Origin of the sequence: Actinokineospora iranica, from assembly GCF_900101685.1 — a bacterium.
Classification (GTDB): Bacteria; Actinomycetota; Actinomycetes; order Mycobacteriales; family Pseudonocardiaceae; genus Actinokineospora; species Actinokineospora iranica.
Genome location: NZ_FMZZ01000006.1, coordinates 88,264 through 107,030 on the forward strand (window position 1 = coordinate 88,264; position 18,767 = coordinate 107,030).

An 18,767-nucleotide genomic window follows, 5' to 3' on the forward strand; every position below is an offset into this window, starting at 1 on the left:
ACCTCGTCCTGAAGAACCCGACGATTCAGCCGTGACTGTAGTACAGCCAGAGCTGTACTGTTGCGGCTATGTTGAAGTGTGAGACCCGTGCGGACGCGCTGGCCCGGCTGGGCAAGGCGCTGGCCGACCCGACCCGCTGCCGCATCCTCGTGGCCCTGCTGGACGGCGTCCGCTACCCCGCCCAGCTCGCCGACCGCCTGGGCCTGACCCGCTCCAACGTGTCCAACCACCTGTCCTGCCTGCGCGGCTGCGGCCTGGTCGTGGCCACCTACGAGGGCCGCCAGGTTCACTACGCCCTGGCCGACGCCCACCTGGCGCGGGCCCTAGGCGAACTGGCCAAGGTCGTGCTCGCCGTGGACACCACCGAGCCCTGCGCCAACGACAAGCGGCCCGCGACCACGCCGGAAGCAGGCAGATGAGCACTGACGACCGGGTCGACCCGTCACCGACGCTGCCGCCCGCCCCCGCGCAGGCCGGAGACGGCTGCGCGGACAGGTGCTGCACACCCAAGGCCACCAAGAGTTCCGCCCTGGCCCCGACCCTGCGGGCGGCGCTGACCCGCAGGGTGCGGCTGCTGGTGGCCGTGACCATCACCTACAACGTCATCGAGGCCATTGTCGCCATCACCGCGGGCACGGTCGCCTCATCCACGGCGCTGGTCGGCTTCGGCCTGGACTCGGTCATCGAGGTCGCCTCCGCGACCGCGGTGGCCTGGCAGTTCTCCGGCTCCGACCCCGAAGCCCGCGAGCGCGCGGCGCTGAAGGCGATCGCCGTGTCGTTCTTCGCGCTCGCCGCCTACGTCACCGTCGAATCGGCGCGCTCCCTGCTGGGCGCCGAAGCCGCGGGCCATTCCTCCGTCGGCATCGCGCTGGCGGCCGTGTCGCTGCTGGTCATGCCGATACTCTCGGCGGCGCAGCGCCGAGCGGGCCGCGAACTGGGCTCGGCCAGCGCCGTGGCCGACTCCAAGCAGACCCTGCTGTGCACGTACCTGTCCGGCGTGCTGCTGGTCGGCCTGCTGCTGAACTCCCTGTTCGGCTGGTCCTGGGCGGACCCGGTCGTCGCACTGGCCATCGCCGCCGTCGCGGTCAGGGAAGGCCGCGAAGCCTGGCGCGGCGAGCACTGCTGCTGACGCCCCTCACGGCAGGCCGAGCTCCATTTCCTCCATCGCCTGCGTGACGATCGCCCGCATGGCGGCCTCAGCGCGGTCCGGGGCGCCTGCCGCGATGGCCTCGGCGACCTCGATGTGCAGGCGGACGGCCGCGGGCTGGGGTTCCTCCGGCATCAGGTGGTAGTGGGTGCGGCCGGTCAAGACCTCCCCGACGACATCGCCTAACTGGGTGAACATCTCGTTGCCCGACGCGGCCAGGACGAGCCGGTGGAAGGCGATGTCGTGGACCAGGAAGGCGTCGAGGTCGCGGGCCTTCGCGGTGGCGCGCAGGTTGACCGCGAGGACGGTCAGCTCGCCCGCCTGCTCCGGGGTGGCCCGGCGCGCGGCGAGGGCCGCGGCGACCGGCTCGGTGGCCGAGCGCAACTCGCTCAGCGAGCGCAGCTGGTCGGCGCGGGCTTCGCAGGCGAGCCGCCAGCGGATGACCAGCGGGTCGTAGAGGTTCCACGCCGCCAGCGGCTGCACGGTGATGCCCACCCGGCGCCTGCTGGTGACCAGCCGCATCGCCTCCAGCACCCGCAGCGCCTCCCGCGCGACGGTGCGGGACACGGCGAAGGCGCGCTCCAGCTCCTCGGTGCGTAGGACCGCGCCGGGCGGGTACTCGCCGTTCACGATGGCCGCGCCGAGCTGGTCGAGCACCTGGCCGGGAAGTCCTGAGGTCACCGGGCCACTATCCCACTCGTATGACCAATCTGTGGCCAGCTCTTGAATAAGTAGTACTTTTGGGTTTCACTGACCAGCGTGACAGAGCACACCGTTGTGGTCGTGATGGGTGTCTCGGGGTCCGGCAAGACCACCGTGGCCGCCCTGCTAGCCGCCCGCCTTGGCGTCCCCCTGGCCGAGGCCGACGAGTTCCACCCGCCCGCCAACATCGCGAAGATGACCGCGGGCATCCCGCTGACCGACGAGGACCGCTGTCCCTGGCTGGCGGCCATCGCCGACTGGATCGCCGAGCGCGCGCGAACCGGCGGCGGGGTGGTGACCTGCTCCGCGCTCAAACGCCCCTACCGCGACCTGCTCCGCCGCGCCGCCCCCGACGACGTCTGGTTCGTCCACCTGCACGGGGACAAGTCGGTGCTCGCGGACCGGATCACCCGCCGCTCCGGCCACTTCATGCCCGCCAGCCTGCTCGACTCGCAACTGGCCGACCTGGAGCCACTGGGCCCCGACGAGCCCGGCGTCCGACTCGACATCACCCACACCCCAGAGGAACTGGCCGCCGCCGCCCTCCCCGCCCGATAGCCCGCCGACGCCATGGGCATTCCGACGACCGCCGTCGGTCCATCACGAACGGAGAACCCGTGACCACGCTTGCCGCGGGCTGGACTGGCCACGACACCAGACTCATCGGCGCGGCGCTGGTGGGCATCGCGCTGATCGTCGTGCTGATCACCAAAGCCAAGCTGCACCCGTTCCTGGCCCTGATCCTGGGCTCGGGGCTGCTGGGACTGGCGGCCGGGATGCCGGTCGACAAGCTGATCGAGGGCTTCACCAAGGGCGTCGGGTCCACTGTGGCCGGTGTGGGCGTGCTGATCGCGCTGGGCGCGATGCTGGGCAAGCTGCTCGCCGACTCCGGCGGCGCCGACCAGATCGTGGACACCATCATGGGCAAGGCGTCGGGGGCGCGGCTGCCGTGGGCGATGGCGCTGGTGGCGGCGCTGATCGGGCTGCCGATGTTCTTCGAGATCGGCCTGGTCATGCTGATCCCGGTGGTGCTGCTCACCGCGCGGCGCAGCGGGCAACCGCTGATGCTGCTGGGGATTCCGGCGCTGGCGGGGCTGTCCGTGCTGCACGGGCTGGTGCCGCCGCACCCGGGTCCGCTGGTCGCGGTGGACGCGCTGAACGCCGACCTCGGGTTGACGCTCGGCCTGGGCGTGCTGGTGGCGATCCCGACGGTGATCGTCGCGGGGCCGCTGTTCGCCAAGCTGGCGTCCCGGTGGGTGACCGCGACCGTGCCGGAACACCTGGTGCCGAAGCCCACCGAGGCGCACGCGCGCAGGCCGAGTTTCGCCGCGACGCTGTCGACGGTGCTGCTGCCGGTCGTGCTGATGATGGGCAAGGCGCTCGCGGACATCCTGCTGGACAAGGAAAACACCGTGCGGCGGGCGCTGGACTTCCTGGGCAGCCCGCTGGTGGCGCTGCTGGCCGCGGTGCTCGTCGGCATGGTCACCCTCGGCCGGGGCGCGGGCTTCGGCCGGGACCGGCTGTCGACGTCGATCGCGGCGTCCCTGCCGCCGATCGCGGGTATCCTGCTCATCGTCGGCGCGGGCGGCGGCTTCAAGCAGACCCTGATCGACGCGGGCGTCGGCGACGTGATCACGTCCCTGGCCACGGACGCGAACTTCTCCCCGCTGCTGCTGGGCTGGCTGATCGCCGTCGCCATCCGCCTCGCCACCGGCTCGGCCACCGTCGCCACCATCTCGGCCGCGGGCATCATCGCCCCGCTGGCCGCGGGCATGGAACCGGCTCAGTCGGCCCTGCTGGCGCTGGCCATCGGCGCGGGCTCCCTGTTCTTCTCACACGTCAACGACGCGGGATTCTGGCTGGTCAAGGAGTACTTCGGCATGACAGTGGGGCAGACGATCAAGACGTGGTCGATCATGGAGACGATCATCTCGGTCACCGCGATCGCCCTGATCATGCCGCTGAGCCTGCTGCTCTAGGCATCTCCGCTCCACGGCCTCCAGCCGACGAATCCGCGGGTGCTACCCGGCCGCCGCCCAGCCTTGCAGCATCTGCAGGGCTATCGAGGTGGCGCCGGGGAGGATCAGGTCGCCGGTTTCGCCGTCGCCTGCCAGGGCCTCGCGGACTTCGGCGCGGGGGACCCAGCGGGCGCGCTCGATTTCGCCTTCGGCGAGCACCAGCGGGGCATCGCGGTCGGCGACGGCGGCGAAGCCGATCATGACCGAGCGGGGGAACGGCCAGGGTTGGCTGCCCAGGTAGCGGATGCCCGTGACTCCGACGCCGACTTCCTCGGCCATCTCGCGTTCGACGCAGGCCTCCAAGGACTCCCCCGCCTCGACGAAGCCCGCGAGAACCGAGTAGCGGCCCGGGGGCCAGACCGGCTGGCGGGCGAGGAGGACGTGCTCGCCGTTGACGCCGACGCCGTCGTGGATGAGGCAGATGACGGCCGGGTCGGTGCGCGGGTATTCCTCCCGGTGGCACCCGGTGCAGGTGGCCGCCCACCCGGCCGCGGTGACCTCGACCGGGGAGCCGCAGGCAGCGCAGAACCTGGCTCGGGCGTGCCAGTTGGCGAGGGCGACCGCGGTGGTGAACAGGCCTGCGTCGGTGTCGTCGAGCAGCGCGCCGACGCCACGCAGGTCGTGCCACTGCTCGCCGGTCGCGGAGACCGCGCCCGGCCACAGGCCCCAGCCGTTCGGCGGCGGCACGGCGCCGTCGCGGAACGGCTCCCGGGCTGGCATCGTCCAGTACGCGAGGTCGCCCTGTTCGCCGAGCAGGCTCGCCTGGACGGGCCGCTCGTCGCCGATCGCGGACGACGGGCGCAGGGCCAGCGCGGTGGCGTCGTCCCGGACCGGGGTGCGGCCGTGCCGGTCGACCAGCAGGACCTGGCCCGCCTTCCAGAGCCGGTCAAGCCGGGCGTCGTCCTTGCGGGCGGTCTCGTCCCGTTCGATGGTGGAGCGGGAAAGCGCGGGCAGCGTGGCGAGTCCGAATGGCTCCGCGGTCACGGGCGCACCCCCTGGCGCGGGCGCATCGCCTCAGCCGCTCGTGGTCATGGGAATCGGACACCTCCGAGCAGCCGCAGGCTGTCGAGTTCGCGCGCGTCGCCGACGATGACGCCGGTGAACCTGGTCGGGGCGAAGAACTCGGCCGCCGCGGCGGCGACGTCGTCGACGGTGACGGCTTTGAGTCGCTCGGGGTGCTGGACCAGCCAGTCGACGCCGTGCCCGAGGACGGCGAGCGCGGCCAACTGGGAGGCGAGGCCGCCCTGGGAGGACGTGCTGGTGACCAGCGAGCCGATCGCGTACTGGCGGACGGTGTCCACTTCGGACTCGGTGGGCGGGGACAGGGCGAGCCTGCCCAGCTCGTAGCGGATCTCCAGGAGAGCGGCGGCGGTGACCTTGCTGGCGGTGTCGGTGTCGATCAGCAGGGTCGCGCCGTGCGGGGTGAACTCCGGGTAGGAGCGGGCGTGGTAGGTGAAGCCCTTGTCCTCGCGGATGTTCTCGACCAGGCGGGAGGAGAAGAAGCCGCCGAAGGCGAGGTTGGCCAGTTGCAGGGCCGGGTAGCGCGGGTCGGTGCGGGTGATCGACTGCGCGGAAAGGCGGAACTGGGACTGCACGGCGCCGGGCCGGTCGACCAGCAGCAGGTCGCCCGGGGTCAACTCGGGCAGCGGCGGCAGGATCGCGGCGGCCTGGTCCGACTTCCACCCGGACAGCGCCGCGTCGATCCCGGCGACGGCCCGCTTGGGCTCGATGTCGCCGACCACGACGAGGACCGAGTTGCGCGGAAGCACCGCGGCGGCGTGCAGCGCGCGCACGTCGGCGGGCTCGACCGTGGCGACGTCGGCCGCTTCTGGCATCTCGCGGGTGATGGGGTGGTCGCCGTAGCGGTGCTTCTGCAGCGCCTGCCGCGCGATCACGTTGGGCTGCGACCGGGCGACGGTGATCCGCTCGACCAGCCGGTCCCGCTCGCCCGCCACCTCGTCGTCGCGGTAGACCGCGCCGGTGAGAGCGTCGGCCAGGACGTCGAGCAGGGTCTCGAACCCGCTGGCGAGCGCGTTGCCGCCGATCGCGAGCAACTCCGGGTCGACCATGGCGGACAACTCGCCCCCGGCGAGGGCCAGTTCGGTGTCGACCCCCACCCGGTCCCGCTTCTCGGTGCCGGTCAGGATCGCCGCGGCCAAGACCTCGGCCCGCGCCGCGTGCATCGGGTCCTCACCCGCGAACGGGATGCGCAGCCGCACCTCGACCATCGGCACCGTCGGCAGGTGCACGGCGATGACCCGCAGCCCGTTGTCCAGCACGGTGTCCACTGAGGACAGATTGGCTGCCGCCCGCTGCTCGCCAAGCGGCGGGAGGGGGCGCGGCCCCACGGCGGTGCGCCCGATCTCCTCGGCGGTGCGACTCACTGGCTTCCTCCTGCGAACGAGACAAGGCGAACGGGATGCGAAAGGGTGGCGCGGACGAGCGACGCGACCATGCCCGGTCCGGGCTGGACGATCAGACTTGGCGCGGGCCGCGCGGAAATGGATGACGCCTGCCGCGGGAACGGACCGGGCGCTGACTCGGAGAACAAGGACAGCGCGGCCTCGGCGGGGTGGGACACGGGCCTGGGCGCGGAGGGCTTCGGCGCGGCGGGTCCGCCACCGCGAGGCACTGCGGCGGGCTGGGCGGCGCACGGCGGACCGGCAAGCCCGCTGACATGCGATCCGGCGGCGGACCGAGTGGGTCGAGCAGGCGCGGGCAACCCGGCAGCGCTGACAGGCACGGCGCTGACAGGCACGGCGCTGGCAGCGGGAGGTGACGCCGGAGGCTCGGTCGCGCACGCGGCAGACACCGTGGCGCGCGATGGCGTGCGGGGCTTGCTGGTGCGGGGCTGGGTGGTGGGGCTATGGGGCGTGGGGCGGTGGCGGGTCGGGGGTGCGGGCGGCGTCATTCGTGGTCTCCGGCTGGGGAGACGGTGAGGACGGCGCGGGAGTCGGGGCGCAGGGCCTTGGCGGCGGCCGCGACGGCGTCTGGGGTCACGGCGCTGATGCGGTCGGGGAGCTCGTAGACCAGGGACGGGTCGCCGTAGAGGAGTTCGAAGGCGCCCAGGGCCAGGGTGCGGCTGACTATGCGGTCGTGTTCCTTGTGGAGGCTGGCGGCCCAGCGGGCGGTGACCTTGGCCAGTTCGGCTGCGGCGGGCGGGGTGCTCGCCAGTTTGTCCAGTTCGTCGTCGATGGCCGAGAGGACTGTGTCGACGTCGACGTCGGGGGTGTGCATCGCGGTGATGGTGAAGGTGTCCGGGTCGCGGGCCTCGAAGGGGCCGAACATGCCGCAGCCCGCGTTGACCTCGGTGACCAACTGGTCGCCGTAGACCAGGCGCTGTTGCAGGCGGGAGCCGTCGCCGTCGGTGAGGACGCCTGCCAAAACCAGGTAGGCGATGTAGGAGTCGAGCTCATCGATCGGGTCGGGGATGCGGTAGCCGATGGCGACCGCGGGCAGGGGGGCCAACGGGTCGGGGTGGTCGGCGCGGATCTCGACGGCGGGCGGCGGCTCGGCGAACGAGGGGCGTTGCGGGCGCGGGCGGGCCGGGACGTCGCCGAAGTGCTTCTCGATCAGCGCCAGGGCGGTCTCGACGGTGAAGTCGCCCGCGACGGTGAGGACGGCGTTGGCCGGGGCGTAGTAGGTGTCGAAGAACGCGGCGCAGTCGGCGACCGTGGCCTGTTCGAGGTCTTCGAAGCCGCCGTAGCCGTTGTGCGCGTTGGGGAAGGTGTCGAACAGCACCGGGGGGAGCAGGATCCACGGGAAACCGCCGTAGGGGCGGTTCAGCACGTTGAGCCGGATCTCCTCCTTCACCACGTCGATCTGGTTGCGGAGGTTCTCCTCGGTGAGCTTCGGCGCGCGCATCCGGTCCGCTTCGAGGAACAGGGCGCGCTCCAGCGCGGCCGAGGGCAGGACCTCGAAGTAGTCGGTGTAGTCGGGGTGGGTCGAGCCGTTGAAGGTGCCCCCCGATGACTGCACGTGCCGGAAGTGGGCCAGTTTCTCCAGACTCTCGCTGCCCTGGAACATCAAGTGCTCGAACAGGTGCGCGAAGCCGGTCCGGCCCTCGGGCTCGGACCGGAAACCCACGTCGTAGTGCACGCTGACGCCGACGACCGGTGAGGTCGAGTCGGGGGCGAGAACGACGCGGAGGCCGTTGGGCAGGGTGTGCCTGTGCAGCTGGGAAACGGTCACAGGGCGAGCCTACGGGAGGTCGGCCACAGGCGGACAGCGCACGGTGCCCGCCTGTGGATAACTTCGGATCTTGGCTGGTCAGCGGGGGCTCAGTTGGCGCAGACCTCGTCCAGCGCCGCGAGGAACGCCTGGAACTGGGCGGTGAAGCGCCGGTGGTCGCGGGCGGCTGCCTCGTCCTGGGTGGCGTACCAGTACATGCCGGGCGTGCCGTCGGCCGATGAGTCCAGGTTCGCGAAGCGGGTCAACCACTGCTCGGTCTCCCCCAACGCCACCGCGTAAGGCAGCGACCGGGAGAAGACCATCTCGCGGTCCGCGACAGGCACGGCGTCCGGGCGGGCCTCGCGCAGGTAGCCCAAGACGCCGCGGACCTGCTGCACGAGGACGCTGCCGCGCTCGGTCCGCACCGGCATGAGGCGCGCGCCGAGCATCAGCGCGACGCCGCCGATGACCAGGGCGACGCCGAGCAGCGCGGGCCCGCCGGTGAGCGCGAGCAGCACCGTGGCGGCCGCGCCGAGGACGACGACGGCCGCGCCCGCGACGCCCCAGCGGCCGAAGCTGTCGGGATGCCTGCCCAGCCACCCGCGGCCGATCGCGTCCGCGTAGAGCGCCGACCGGACAGGCGCGAGGTCCGGCGGGGTGGCGCGCAGGGCGGACAGGGTGACCGACTCGGCGCCGCTGGGCAAGAGCGCGTCGTAGAGCGCGCGTTCGTAAGAGGTCAGTGAGTCGTCGGCGGGATTGCGGCGCACGATCTGCCAGTCGCCGCCGGACTCGGTGATCCACAGGTAGTTGCGCACCGCGAGGTCGACCACGGTCGCGCTGAGGTCCCGGGCGTCTACCTTCTCGTCGACAACCGTGCCCGCCTGGCCGGGCAGCACGCCGTCCGGGGAGGCGAAGGTGACCCGGTCGCCGTCCTTGGCCGGCAGGTCGACTGGCGCGACCTCGGTGACCAGCGCCTTGGCGTCGCGCCCCCGGGCCAGCCAGAGCGCGGCGAAGCCGCCGAGCAGCAGCAGCGTCAGCAGGCCAAGACCGGCGCCGGTGAGCGGGGTGAGCGCGAACGGGCCAGCCGCGCCACCGGCCCGCTCGAACCGCGCGTTGGCCGGGACGAGGCCTGCGGGCAGGTCGGCGGCGAGGTCGACCCGGGCCGCGGTGTCCAGATCGGACTGGACCACCCGCAGGACGCCGCCCCCGTCGGTGACCGCGGAGTCGCAGCGGTCCTCTGTGCCGGAAGGACCGGCCAGGCAGACGAAGTTGGAACCGCGCTTGGGGGTCAGCAGGGAAGCGCGCAGGAACACCAGCCTGGTGTCCCAGCCGCCCGCGACCTGCCAGCGGAACTGGAGGTGGTCGCCCAGGTCGGCGATGGCGCCGTCCACGGTGTACTTGACCGTGGACGCGCCTTCGCCCAGCGACATGACGAACGTCTCACCGTTGACCGCGGCGGTCCCGTTCCCGTCGACGGAGGCGTCGCGCACGGCGAACACGCGGTCGCCGATGCGCAGCGGCGCGGTGCGGGTCATCGTCTGTCTCGCCTGCACGACGACCTGTTCCAGCACCGTGAGGCTGCCGTCGCGCTCGACTTTGAGCTGCACGTTCACGCTGCGCGGCAGCACCGGCTGCCCGACGCCCGGCGGGCGCGTCGGCCTGCCCGGGCGTCCGCTTGGCGGGATCGGGTCGATGGTCGGTGGCGTCGCCGAGCCGGTCGGGCCGGGCTTGGGCACCGGGAACTCGATGCTCGGCGCGCTCGGCGGCGGCGACGGAAACGACGGCTGACCTGCCGCGAGAGCCATGCCCGCCGCCGCTGTCGCCGCGGCGACCCCCCAATTCATGAACACGGCAGCGAACGATAGCCGAGCGCCCATATGCTCACCCGCGGTCTGGGCGAACTGCCCGGACCGCGATCTCGACACGGGGGAACGATGACAGCCGGGGCAACGATGACAGCGGGGCAACGATGAACCAGCCGCCGATGGGGCCCTGGCGTCCACACGGGCCGTATCCGCCGCCGATGCCGGTGGCTCCGCCGCCGCAGGCGCGCCCGATGCCGCCCGCCCCCGGCTACCACCCTGCACAGGGGACCGCGCCGTTCCCCGGCCCGTACGGTCCGCCGCCCCCGCCCGGCTACGGCCCGCCGCCCGGCTACGGCGGTCCGCCGCCGGGGTGGGGCCCGCCGATGCGGCCGAAGTCGAACACCGGCCTGATCGTGTCGCTCTCGCTCGTCGTGCTGCTGATCGCGGGCGTCGCCGTGACCGGTGTCATCCGGTCGACGGCGGCTAAGAGCCGCTCGTCCAGCGACACCGGTTACGACTACCCGGGCAGCACTTACGCGCCGATCTCGACCACGACGACCACCACGACGCGGACCACGACCACCACCACCACGACGTCGGCGACCACCACCACGACGAGCAGGACGACCACGACCACCAGCGCCACCCCGACGGGCCCGCGGCCGGTCTACACGCTCGCCGACAACCCGCTGTTCAGCACCGGCAACGGCGTCAACGTCGTCACCTGCGGCCTGCCCGCGTGGCGCAGCGACCCGCAGTCCGCGCAGGCGTTCTTCACCGCGGCGCTGCCGTGCTTCGAGCAGGGCTGGGCGCCGGTGATGCAGCGGGCGGGCCTGCCGTACTTCACCCCCGGCCTGGAGTTCCCCGGCGGGACGACCTGGGAGAGCCCGTGCGGCTCGGCGAACCAGGGGACATGGGCGGCGTTCTACTGCCCGAGCAACAACACGATCTACATGCCGTTCGAGGGCCTGCAGACCGATGTCAACGGCACCGCGACCGGCAACTACCTGGCGCTGTTCGCGCACGAGTTCGGCCACCACATCCAGGAGCTGTCCGGGGTGAACGAGGCCTACTGGGACGCCCGGTACGAGGCGGGCGACCAAACCGCGCTCGGGTTGGAGCTTTCCCGGCGCTCGGAGTTGCAGGCGCAGTGCTTCGGCGGCATGTGGTTCGCGGGCGGGCAGCACGGCGGGGCGTCGATCAACGACAAGGTGATCCGCGAGATGCTCGCCGACGGCTACACCCGCGGCGACTGGAAGCAGGGCGCGCCGCCCGACCACGGCTCCCCCCAGCACTACGGCGCGTGGCAGGAACACGGGTTTACCAACAACCGAACAGCGCCGTGCAACACCTGGGCGGCCAACTCCGCCGACGTCTCTTGACGGCTCTTGGACTGAGAACTCAGTCGGCGAGCACCTGTTCGCGCAGGATGTCGGCGTGTCCGCAATGGTGGGCCAGCTCCCGCAGCACTTGCAGGCACACCCAGCGAAGCGTGCGCGGCCCGGCCCGGTGGCCGGTCACGACGGCGTCCAGCGGCAGGTCCGCGATCACCGTCCGGGCCGTGGCGCAGGCTTTCCGGTGGGCCGCCGTGACCGAGGCGATGGTGTCGTCGTCGGAGAGCCGGAAGGATTCGTCCGGGCTCCGCACCAGGCCGAGCTCGCGGCGGGACGTGCCGCCGACGCACTCCTCGAACCACACCCGCTGCATCCACGTGACGTGCTTGAGCAGCCCGAGCAGCGTCGTCGCCGACGGGACGAGTCCGCGGCGGGCCTGTCCCTCGGTGAGACCGTCGAGAGTCGCCTCGATGGCGCCGCGGTACTCCTCGATGAACGCGTCGAGCTGAATGCGTTCGTCGTCCAGCGGCACATCGAACGAACCCATCAGAATCTCCTATCCTGAGACTAGGTCTTAGGCAGGCGCACGGCGCCGGTACAGCTCGGCGAAACCGGCGCCCGCCATCCCCGCGAAGACCATCAGGACCACCCCGACCGGCCGGGCGTCGAGCGTGGCCCCCGAGGTGGCCTGGGCCAGGTGGACGGTCTCCCCCGCGCCGAGGGTGATCTCGATGGTCTCGCCCTGCTCGTGGCCGCAGGCGTCGAGTGGGGCGTGGTGCTCGACGCCGTCGAGGGTGTAGGCGACCTGCTCGACGCCGGAGCGGGCGCACGGCACCCCGATGAGCACGGTCGCGGACACCGTCACCGGCTGCTCGGGCGCGTGCGACCAGTCGCGGAAAGCGCCCGCGAACGCGAACACCAGCGCGACCAGGACGCTGAACACCGCGACGCCCGCCAGCTTGAGGGCAGACGCCTGGACGGCGAACGGGACGCGCACCTCCGGATGGTCGCAGACCGGGGCGAATACCAGCCACCCTGCGGTCTACCGGGTGAATCAGTCGGACGCCGGGGTGACTTTCCTGATGTAGAGCAGGCGGTCTCCGGACTCGATGGCGTCGGCCTCCGACGAGTCGACGCGGTGCAGCGTCCCGGCGCGGACGATGCCCAGCACGATGTCGGGCAGGTGCCGGGGCGAGCCGCCGACCTCGCTTGGCTCGACCTCGCGCTCGGCGATCGCCAGGCCCGCGTCCGGGGTGATCAGGTCCTCGACCATGTCGACCACGGTCGGGGTGTGCGTGGCCATGCCGAGCAGGCGGCCCGCGGTCTCGCTGGAGACCACGACCTGGTTGGCGCCGGACTGGCGCAGCAGGTGCACGTTCTCGGTTTCGCGGACCGCGGCGACGATCTGCGCGCTCGGCGCCATCTCGCGGGCGGTGAGCGTGATCAGCACGGCCGAGTCGTCGCGGTTGGCCGCGACCACGACCGACTTCGCGCGCGGCACCCCGGCGACCCGCAGCACGTCGGAGCGGGTGCCGGAGCCGTGCACGGTCACCAGGCCGAGCAGCGAGGCCGCGTCGAGCATGGCCTGGTCGGTGTCGACCACCACGATCCGGCTGGGCTCCACCCCGTCGGAGAGCACGGCGCTGACCGCGGAGCGGCCCTTGGTGCCATAGCCGACGACCACCACGTGGTCTCGCACCTTCGACCTCCACCGTTGGATCTTGAAAGCCTGACGTGAGCGCTCGGTCAGTACCGCGAGGGTGGTGCCGACCAGGACGATGAGGAACAGGATGCGCAGCGGGGTGATCACCAGGATGTTGATCAGCCGCGCGGAATCGCTTTCCGGGGCGATGTCACCGTAGCCGGTCGTCGACAGCGACACCGTGGCGTAGTAGACCGCGTCGAGGAACGAGACACCGTCCTCGTTTACGTCCCGGTAGCCGTCGCGGTCCAGGTAGACGATCAGGACAGCGGCGAACAGCGCCAGCACCGCCCAGATGATCCGGCGGACGATCGAGGTGACCGGGCTGACGCTGCTCTCGGGCATCCGGATGACGCCCACCAGGTCGTGCTCCGGCCGCTCGATGAGGCTGTCGGTCTTGCGTTTGGGCCGGATCACCGGGAGCGTCCCAACATCATTCGGCTCACGCGCGTGAGGTTAGCCGCAGCCGCCACCGAAGCTGTGGTGAGGCTCATCGCCGCGCCGGTCGCGGCGTGGCATCGTGGCGCCATGGCCACGACCGACTCCCGCCGCGCCGTCGCGCTCGCCGTCCTGCTCGGCACGGCGGGCACGCTGCACTTCACCGTCCCCAAGCCGTTCGACGCGCTGGTCCCGAAGTGGCTGCCCGGCGGGCGGCGGCGGTGGACGCACCTGTCGGGTGTCGCGGAGGCGGCGTGCGGGCTCGCGGTGGCGGTGCCCAGGACCCGGCGGCTCGGCGCGCTGGCGGCGGCACTGCTGTTCGTCGCGGTGTTCCCGGGGAACGTGAAGATGGCGCTGGACTACCAGCGCGCGGGTAAGCCCGCCGTGTGGCGGGCGGTCGCGTGGGGCCGGTTGCCGTTGCAGTGGCCGCTGGTCGCGTGGGCGCTGCGGGTGCGGGACTCGGCCTGACCGGCGCTCAGACCAGTTCGGCGCGGCTGCCGGTGCCGAGCACCTTCTCCAGCAGGTCCTCGGCGGCCTCCCGGCTGAGACCGGCGCCCGCGAGGATGGGCGGGCCCGCCTCGACGAGGTCCTTGGCCTCCTTGAGGCTGATGTTGTTGTGCTCGCGCACGACCTTGACCAGGTTGATCTTGAACTCGCCGACCTGGGTGACCCGCACGTCGAACTCGGTCGGCCGCACGCCCGCGACCTGCGACAGGTGGATATAGCCGTCCAGTCCGCTGGGGTCGCCCTTGATCACGCCGCTGAGCCGGAGCACGGCCGGGTCGGCGAACAGGTGCGCGTTGGCGTCGGACGGCGCGAGCAGGACGTCGCGGTCGTCCACGATCTCCTTGTAGAACGCGGGCCGCTGGTACTGCACGACCAGCAGCGCGACCAGGATCTTGGCGTCGTAGTCGGCCGAGTCGAAGGTCTGCTTCGCGAGTTCGTCGTTGAGGATGAACGAGTTGACGAACCGCTTGATCTGGCGCGGGTTGGTGCCCAGCCCGGCCACGATGTCCTCGGCGATGTCGTGCAGCTTGGGCGTCAGCAGGGACCGGACGAATCCGGTGGTCGAGTCAGCGGTCACCGGCGGGATGGTGAACGGGACCTGGACGATCTTGTCGAGGTACTGGGCCTCGCTCACGTCCTCGTCGCCGTAGCGGTGGCGGATGCTGCGCTCCAGCGCCTCGCGGTCGACGCCGAGGACGTAGACGCAGCCCTTCATGTTGAGGAACAGCTTGAGCGCTTCCAGGGTCTTGAGGATGTGCTCGGAGACGCAGCGGTCCAGGTCGTCGATGAAGAAGACGAGCCGGATCTCGCCGTTGTTGGTGACCTTGCCCAGCAGTTCCTCGAAGTGCTGGCGCAGCCGCACCTGCTTCTCGCGGACCAGGAAGCGCTCCTGCTCGTACTTCTCCTCGAACTTGCGGAAGTCGGTGGCCGCGGACATGAGGGTCATCGCCTTGAGCGCCGCGTTGCCCAGCGCGCCCGCGATGGCGTAGAGCAGTTTGCGGCCCTCTTCGCCGAGTCCGGCCTCTTCGACCATGGTGTGCAAGAGGGCGACGGCGGGATTCTCGTCGAACTGGTGCTGCCAGGCGTCGAACCAGACGGTGACGCAGTTGTCAGTCCTGTCCAGGTGCCGTTGGACCAGCTTCATCAGCGAGGTCTTACCGCTGCCCCACGAACCGTAGAGGCCGACGACGAGCGGGGTGTCGCAAATTTGGACCGCGTTGGCGAGCGCCAGCGCGATCTTGTCGCGGTCCAGCGCGTCCTCGATCGCCGGTTCGTCATTGCGGATGCCAAACGACACACGACCTCCCCCAGTCCGGATACCTCATCGTAGATCGCCTGGAGGTGACGGCTGTTACGTGACCGGTTTGGGTTCGGACCGCTCGGGTTCGGACCGGTCGGGCACGGATCGCAAGAGGGCGCGGAGGCCGTCCGCGTCCAAGAGGTCGGCGGGACGCAGGGTGGTGTCGTGCCGCACGTAATGGAAAGCGGCGCGAACCTTGTCTAACGGGACGCCGGAAAGTCCCGCCCACGCGAGGCGGTAAGCGGCCAACTGCACGGCGAGGGCGGGCAATCGGTCGTCTTCGGGCACGCGCCCGGTTTTCCAGTCCACGACCGTCCAGCCGCCGTCCGGGTCGAGGAAGACCGCGTCCATGCGGCCCCGGACCGCGACGCCGTCGATCTCGGTGGCGAACGGGACCTCGACCTCGTGCGGGGTGCGGTCGGCCCAGCCGCTGCGCAAGAAGGCTTCGCGAAGGGTGTCGAGGTCGGTGTCCGGGGCGGCGTCGTCGTCCGCGGCTCCGGGAAGCTCGTCCAGGTCGAGCAGGGCGCGGGAGCCGAACCGCTTCTCCAGCCAGGCGTGGAACGCGGTGCCGCGCCGGGCGACCGGGTTCGGCGGGAACGGCAGCGGCCTGCGCAGGCGGCGGGCCAGTGCCTCCGGGTCGGCGGCGAGTTCTACGAGCTGGCTGACCGAAAGCTGGTCGGGCAGGGTCACCTGCTCGCGGCGGGCGGACGCGGCGGCGCGTTCGGCCAAGAGGACGTCGGTGTCGCGGACCCAGCCGTCGGGGTCGTCCGGGGTGTCGGCGACGTCATCGCCCTCGCGCAGGGCGGCCAGCTCCGCGCGGACCAGCGCGGCTCCGGTGGCCACGTCTGAGCGGCGGTCGCGCAGTGGATCAGCGGGCCACCGCGCGGACTTCACGGCCGTGGCCAGCGGGTTCTCCGCGCCTTCCTCGGGTTCCGGGGCCCAGACGTCGAGGACTTCCGCGGGCCACTCCTGGGCGGTCACGTAGTCGGCGAGCTCGGTCAGGAACTCCGACGGGCCCGCCGGGGTCGAACTCGCGCGCCCCCACCAGTGCCCGGACACCAGCAGGGTGCGCTCGGAGCGGGTGAGCGCGACGTAGAACAGGCGGCGTTCCTCGATCAGGCCGCGCTCGGCGAACTCTTCGGTGTGCAGCGTGAGGGCGACCTCGACTTCCTTGCGGTTGGCCGCGCCGGACAGGTTCAGCTTCGGCAGGTCGACGGCGTCGCCGCGCAGGTCGGCGGGCAGCTCGGTGACCGTGCGCAGCCAGCTTCCGCCGCGCCGCGCGCTGGGGAAGACCTTGCCGACCATGTTCGGCACGGCGACGATCTCCCATTCCAGGCCTTTCGCCGAGTGCACGGTGAGGATCTGCACGCGGTCCTCGGCGACCTCGACCTCACCCGGCTCCAGGCCGTCTTCTGCGCTCTCGGCGGTGGCGAGGTAGTCGAGCAGCGCCGACAGGCTGGCCGAGGGGCTGGCTTGGGCGTAGTCGGCCACGACGTCGGCGAACTTGTCGAGGTGGGCGCGGCCCGCGCCGCCGCGCCGGGCGGTGGCCTCGATGTCGAGCAGCATGGTCCGCTCGACGTCGGCGACGAGTTCGGGCAGCGGCTGGTCGAGCCTGCGGCGCAGCATGGTCAGCTCGTGGCCGAGGGCGCGGACGCGCTGGTAGCCGAGTTCGGAGTAGGCCTCCGGCGGGCCGGGGTCATCGATGGCGTCGACCAGGCCCGCCTGTTCCGCACCTTCCCCGGGCAGCGCGTCCAGGGCGCTCGGGTCGGCGGGTTTGTCGGAATACGCGCCCGCGAGGCTCCCGGCGCGCCGCCACAGGGCGGCGAGGTCGGCTGCGCCGATGCGCCAGCGGGAACCGGTGAGCAGGCGGGCGGCGGCGGTGCCCGCGAGCGGGTCGATGAGCACGCGCAGCGCGCTGACCAGGTCGCGGATCTCGGGTTCGTCCAGCAGCCCGCCGAGCCCGACGACCTCGACGGGCAGGCCCCGGTCGCGCAGGGCGGTGGCCAGCTCGGCCATGTCGGCCCGCCGCCGGACCAGGACGGCGGCGGTGGGCGGCTTGTCCCGCTCCTCGACGGCGGCGTGCCACCGGTCGGCGATCTGGTTGGCCACCCACTGGGTCTCGGTGTCCGCATCGGACAGCAGGGCGAGCCGGATGTCCCCGGGCGGCGCGCCGTCGCGGGCGCGCAACTCGTCCACCTCCAGCCCGAAGGCGCGCAGCGGGGCGGAGACGGCGTTGGCGAGGTCGAGCACCTCGGGCGGGTTGCGGAAGCTGGTGAGCAGCCCGTAGCGGGTGGCTGGCAGGCGCCTGCCGCCGTGTTTCCGCGGGAAGTCTGTGGTGAACCGGGGCAGGTTGGCCGCGCTGGCGCCGCGCCAGCCGTAGATCGCCTGGGCGGGGTCGCCGACGGCGGTGACCGGCATCGGCTCGGCGTCGGGGTATTCCAGCGAACTGCCGAACAGCGACCGCAGCAGCACCCGCTGGGAGTGGCCGGTGTCCTGGTACTCGTCCAGCAGGACCGCCCCGAACCGCGTGCGCTCCCCCGCCACCACCTCGGCGTGCCCGGCGGCCAGCCGCGCGGCGAGCGACATCTGGTCGCCGAAGTCGAGGGCGCCCTCCCGGCGCTTGCGGTCGGCGTACGCGGCGACCAGCGGGAGCAGGGCCACCCGGAACCGCTGGGTGACCATGACCTTCCGCAACTCCTGGGACGGCTCGGCGCGCTGCCCCTTGGCCTTGGGCGCGTTCTCGATGGCCGCGCAGATCGCCTCGGCGTGCCGCCGCAGCGCTTCCTCGTCGACCAGGTGCTCGGCCAGCTCACCGGCGAGGGCGAGGACGTACTGGGTGACGGTCGCGGGCACGTAGTCGGTGTCGAGGTCGTGCCCCCAGGTGGCCACCACCCGGTGCGCCACCTGCCAGGACGCGGTCTCGCTGAGCAACCGGGCGCCCGGTTCGACCGGCAGCCGAAGCCCGTGTTCGGCGACCAACCGCCCCGCGTAGGCGTGGTAGGTCAGGATCGTCGGCTCACCGGTGAAGACCGCCGCCCGCCGATCCCCGGTCGGATCAAGCCGATCCAGCAACCGCGACCCGGCAAGCCTGCGCAGCCGCGACCGGACCCGGTCGGCGAGTTGCCGGGCGGCTTTCCGGGTGAAGGTAAGCCCCAGCACCCGCTCCGGCGTGACCAGCCCATTGGCCACCAGCCAGACGACCCGCCCAGCCATGGTCTCGGTCTTCCCCGCCCCCGCCCCGGCGACAACCAGCGCCGGATCAGGCGGCGCGGCGATGACCTCGGCCTGCTCCCGGGTGGGCGGCGGCAGCCCGAGTTCCTGGGCAAGCTCGCGCGGACTGACCAGCGCCAGCCCCGGCAGGGGAAGACTCACGCCCCCATCACCGACCAGCGGTCCCCCGCACCAAGCCGGACAATGCCGACGTCGGTCACCAAGGCTGCTCGCGACGCGGCACAGCCGAGAGCGAGGGCGTGATCGGCAGCCACCCGACCAGCGGGACCGAACGGCAGGAAGGTCCCGCCAAACACCCGGCCAACGGGACCGCACGCCTCACCCACTGGATCGCGGTCCGATGGCGACGCCCGGAACTCCGCCCGTGCGGGCCGAAGACGGGGGTCGGGACGCGAGCGCACAGCGGCCAATCT

At 72.0% G+C, this 18,767-nt stretch carries 16 protein-coding genes; 6 read left to right on the forward strand and 10 right to left on the reverse strand.

Translation table 11 applies throughout. From position 1 onward, the window contains the following. Window positions 1-68 precede the first annotated feature (68 nt). Together cmtR and BLS56_RS14085 are read left to right on the forward strand one after the other, a co-directional pair. Entirely contained in the window at window positions 69-419 is a 351-nt protein-coding gene (gene cmtR / locus BLS56_RS14080; RefSeq protein ID WP_091450495.1) for a Cd(II)/Pb(II)-sensing metalloregulatory transcriptional regulator CmtR, read from the forward strand. Then, on the forward strand, window positions 416-1,129 hold the full coding sequence (locus BLS56_RS14085; protein ID WP_091450496.1) for a cation transporter: 714 nt from the start codon (window positions 416-418) through the stop codon (window positions 1,127-1,129). The genes cmtR and BLS56_RS14085 overlap by 4 nt, the downstream gene beginning before the upstream one ends. Before the next feature lie 6 nt (window positions 1,130-1,135). Here the strand turns inward: BLS56_RS14085 and BLS56_RS14090 are convergent, their stop codons facing one another. Then, window positions 1,136-1,828, reverse strand: a complete 693-nt coding sequence (locus tag BLS56_RS14090; protein WP_091450497.1) for a FadR/GntR family transcriptional regulator — start codon at window positions 1,826-1,828, stop codon at window positions 1,136-1,138. Between the two features lie 105 nt (window positions 1,829-1,933). Between BLS56_RS14090 and BLS56_RS14095 the strand changes: the two genes are divergently transcribed. Both BLS56_RS14095 and BLS56_RS14100 read left to right on the forward strand, forming a co-directional pair. After that, a complete protein-coding gene (locus BLS56_RS14095) occupies window positions 1,934-2,407 on the forward strand; it encodes a gluconokinase (RefSeq protein ID WP_091450858.1) in 474 nt (157 codons plus the stop codon). Window positions 2,408-2,466: 59 nt separating this feature from the next. Then, window positions 2,467-3,828: a GntT/GntP/DsdX family permease gene (locus tag BLS56_RS14100; RefSeq protein ID WP_091450498.1), complete on the forward strand. Its 1,362-nt coding sequence runs from the start codon at window positions 2,467-2,469 to the stop codon at window positions 3,826-3,828. Window positions 3,829-3,870: 42 nt separating this feature from the next. Here BLS56_RS14100 and nudC read toward each other — a convergent pair whose 3' ends face one another. The 4 genes from nudC to BLS56_RS14120 all read right to left on the reverse strand — a co-directional run bounded on the left by nudC (window position 3,871) and on the right by BLS56_RS14120 (window position 9,881). Next, window positions 3,871-4,851: an NAD(+) diphosphatase gene (nudC, locus tag BLS56_RS14105; protein WP_091450499.1), complete on the reverse strand. Its 981-nt coding sequence runs from the start codon at window positions 4,849-4,851 to the stop codon at window positions 3,871-3,873. Between the two features lie 44 nt (window positions 4,852-4,895). Next, window positions 4,896-6,251: a M16 family metallopeptidase gene (locus tag BLS56_RS14110; RefSeq protein ID WP_091450500.1), complete on the reverse strand. Its 1,356-nt coding sequence runs from the start codon at window positions 6,249-6,251 to the stop codon at window positions 4,896-4,898. Window positions 6,252-6,774: 523 nt separating this feature from the next. Next, on the reverse strand, window positions 6,775-8,058 hold the full coding sequence (locus BLS56_RS14115; protein ID WP_091450501.1) for a M16 family metallopeptidase: 1,284 nt from the start codon (window positions 8,056-8,058) through the stop codon (window positions 6,775-6,777). Window positions 8,059-8,147: 89 nt separating this feature from the next. Next, complete coding sequence (locus tag BLS56_RS14120) at window positions 8,148-9,881, reverse strand: DUF2207 family protein (protein ID WP_228771657.1); 1,734 nt, start codon at window positions 9,879-9,881, stop codon at window positions 8,148-8,150. A 179-nt stretch (window positions 9,882-10,060) separates the two neighbouring features. On the opposite strand from BLS56_RS14120, the gene BLS56_RS14125 reads away from it, so the two are divergent. Beyond that, window positions 10,061-11,224, forward strand: a complete 1,164-nt coding sequence (locus BLS56_RS14125; RefSeq protein WP_139190677.1) for a neutral zinc metallopeptidase — start codon at window positions 10,061-10,063, stop codon at window positions 11,222-11,224. Between the two features lie 19 nt (window positions 11,225-11,243). Here the strand turns inward: BLS56_RS14125 and BLS56_RS14130 are convergent, their stop codons facing one another. From BLS56_RS14130 to BLS56_RS14140, 3 genes are read right to left on the reverse strand one after another with little or no spacing between them, the layout of a single operon-like run. Continuing rightward, window positions 11,244-11,723, reverse strand: coding sequence for a DinB family protein (locus tag BLS56_RS14130; protein ID WP_091450504.1), 480 nt, complete (start codon window positions 11,721-11,723; stop codon window positions 11,244-11,246). A gap of 27 nt (window positions 11,724-11,750) precedes the next feature. Then, window positions 11,751-12,173, reverse strand: a complete 423-nt coding sequence (locus BLS56_RS14135) for a hypothetical protein (protein WP_091450505.1) — start codon at window positions 12,171-12,173, stop codon at window positions 11,751-11,753. A gap of 57 nt (window positions 12,174-12,230) precedes the next feature. Further along, window positions 12,231-13,295, reverse strand: a complete 1,065-nt coding sequence (locus tag BLS56_RS14140) for a potassium channel family protein (RefSeq protein ID WP_091450506.1) — start codon at window positions 13,293-13,295, stop codon at window positions 12,231-12,233. 111 nt (window positions 13,296-13,406) lie between these two features. Between BLS56_RS14140 and BLS56_RS14145 the strand changes: the two genes are divergently transcribed. Beyond that, a complete protein-coding gene (locus BLS56_RS14145; RefSeq protein ID WP_091450859.1) occupies window positions 13,407-13,784 on the forward strand; it encodes a DoxX family protein in 378 nt (125 codons plus the stop codon). Window positions 13,785-13,791: 7 nt separating this feature from the next. Here the strand turns inward: BLS56_RS14145 and BLS56_RS14150 are convergent, their stop codons facing one another. Next, window positions 13,792-15,120 carry a ribosomal protein L7/L12 gene (locus BLS56_RS14150; RefSeq protein ID WP_091450507.1) on the reverse strand — a complete coding sequence of 443 codons (1,329 nt, stop codon included), beginning with the start codon at window positions 15,118-15,120 and terminating at the stop codon, window positions 13,792-13,794. A gap of 54 nt (window positions 15,121-15,174) precedes the next feature. Beyond that, window positions 15,175-18,495, reverse strand: coding sequence for an ATP-dependent helicase (locus tag BLS56_RS14155; protein WP_228771634.1), 3,321 nt, complete (start codon window positions 18,493-18,495; stop codon window positions 15,175-15,177). Window positions 18,496-18,767 lie beyond the last annotated feature (272 nt).

Bases quoted from the DNA above. Each gene is read 5' to 3' on its own strand.
- BLS56_RS14085 (WP_091450496.1), top strand. From the start codon at position 416: ATGAGCACTGACGACCGGGTCGACCCGTCACCGACGCTGCCGCCCGCC.
- BLS56_RS14125 (WP_139190677.1), top strand. From the start codon at position 10,061: ATGCCGGTGGCTCCGCCGCCGCAGGCGCGCCCGATGCCGCCCGCCCCC.
- BLS56_RS14095 (WP_091450858.1), top strand. From the start codon at position 1,934: ATGGGTGTCTCGGGGTCCGGCAAGACCACCGTGGCCGCCCTGCTAGCC.
- BLS56_RS14120 (WP_228771657.1), bottom strand. From the start codon at position 9,881: ATGAATTGGGGGGTCGCCGCGGCGACAGCGGCGGCGGGCATGGCTCTC.
- BLS56_RS14145 (WP_091450859.1), top strand. From the start codon at position 13,407: ATGGCCACGACCGACTCCCGCCGCGCCGTCGCGCTCGCCGTCCTGCTC.
- cmtR (WP_091450495.1), top strand. From the start codon at position 69: ATGTTGAAGTGTGAGACCCGTGCGGACGCGCTGGCCCGGCTGGGCAAG.
- BLS56_RS14130 (WP_091450504.1), bottom strand. From the start codon at position 11,723: ATGGGTTCGTTCGATGTGCCGCTGGACGACGAACGCATTCAGCTCGAC.